We start from the raw sequence: 1,422 nt of genomic DNA on the forward strand, positions 1-1,422 counted from the left end.
TCTGGCGTTCACGCCAGATGTCGGACATCCACCTGCTCGAACGACAACCTACGCACGGCCTCATTGAGCGCATCGACGCGGTAGCCACTGCCATAGTTCTCATGGACGGCGGTTCGCGATGATCCCGTTGTCCAACCGCCGAGCAGCAACGCGATGTCGTGGTCGATCCGCGCGGCGCGTAGCTCGTCCCTGAAGTTGTGGCGGAACGAGTGGAACGAGGTGCGGGGGCGCTGCGCGCCGCAGGCGCGGAGGAACTGGGTGAACCACTTAGAAAAGGCGACGGGGCGCGAGCCGGTTGAGCCCGTCTCGATGTCGTCGAATAGCTTCTTCTCGCCCGCCTTCCGTTTTGTCTCGGCGAAGTGGACCAACCCGCAGTCGATGAGGACCGGGTGAATCGGGATCAGCCGGTCGCTGACGGTGTTCTTCAACTGCTTGTCGGTGCTCCCGACCAGCGACCGCAGGGTGATAACGATACAATCGACGCCATCGACGACGCGGATGTCGGTTGTATCAAGCTGACAGATTTCGCCCAACCGCGCCCCAGTAAACAGGGCGATCAGCGGCACCCAGAACCGCGCGTTGCGTGGTCGCTGACTTCCGGCCTTGTTGTAGCCGCGCCCGCCATCGACGCATCCGCGATATAGCGACGCGTTGAAGATGGCATGGAGTTGCTCCCGATCGAAGGGAGAGCGCTTGTCGCGCTTGTTAATCGGATCGGGCAGGCGCAGCCCGCGTGCCGGGTTGCGAGCAAGCAGTTCCTCGTTGACCGCCCAGTTCAGGAAGCTGCTCATATTCGACATCAGCGAGTTGGCGTTTGCTGCGCTGATGACCTTGATGTCGCCGCGCAGGCGCGCGCGCTCTGCCGCCTCGCGCGGCGAGAGCTTCGGGAAGAGTTTGCCCGCATTCGCGGGTAAGAAGCGGAGCACGTCGAGCATGTCGCGACAGTGCGCGCGCGAGATCGACGAAACAGGAATCGCTTCACCGATCAAGGCGATAGCGAGCTTTCGGCTCGTCTCATACGCCTCTCGCGTGTTGGCGGTCCAAGCGCGCGTCGGATCGTCGATGTAGCTGCGATACGCTTCCGCGAGCGTGAGTGAGGCGACAGGCGGAGCGCTCGCGGCGGGTAGCGGCGCAGCCGCGATCGAGGTCGGGTGCTCGATAGGATCGTCCCTCGACGGTTCAATGAGCATCGCATCGACCGGCATGCCCGCCATCGCGCGTGCGTGCTCGATATCCATTTCGATACGGGCGACGACTCCCGGCAATCGACGCAGCGCGACCGATAGGCTGTCAGTTCGAAGCGAGCGCCAGATTTCGAGCCGATTCAGTAGTCGCTGAGCGTCAACCGGGACGGTGTGCCGATAGTAGAGTTTTTGCCCTCGTCGAAGCACACCACGGGGCAAATCCCGTAGCAGCTTACCG

At 62.9% G+C, this 1,422-nt stretch carries 1 protein-coding gene; it reads right to left on the minus strand.

Going from position 1 to position 1,422, the window contains the following annotated elements; translation table 11 throughout:
* Positions 1–8: 8 nt before the first annotated feature.
* Positions 9–1,422 (minus strand): DUF6538 domain-containing protein (locus FHY05_RS22195; protein ID WP_221191381.1); only part of this gene is annotated, 1,414 nt, incomplete at its 5' end.

It is taken from the genome of Sphingomonas sp. BK580, assembly GCF_014194975.1.
In the GTDB taxonomy this organism is placed as follows: Bacteria; Pseudomonadota; Alphaproteobacteria; order Sphingomonadales; family Sphingomonadaceae; genus Sphingomonas.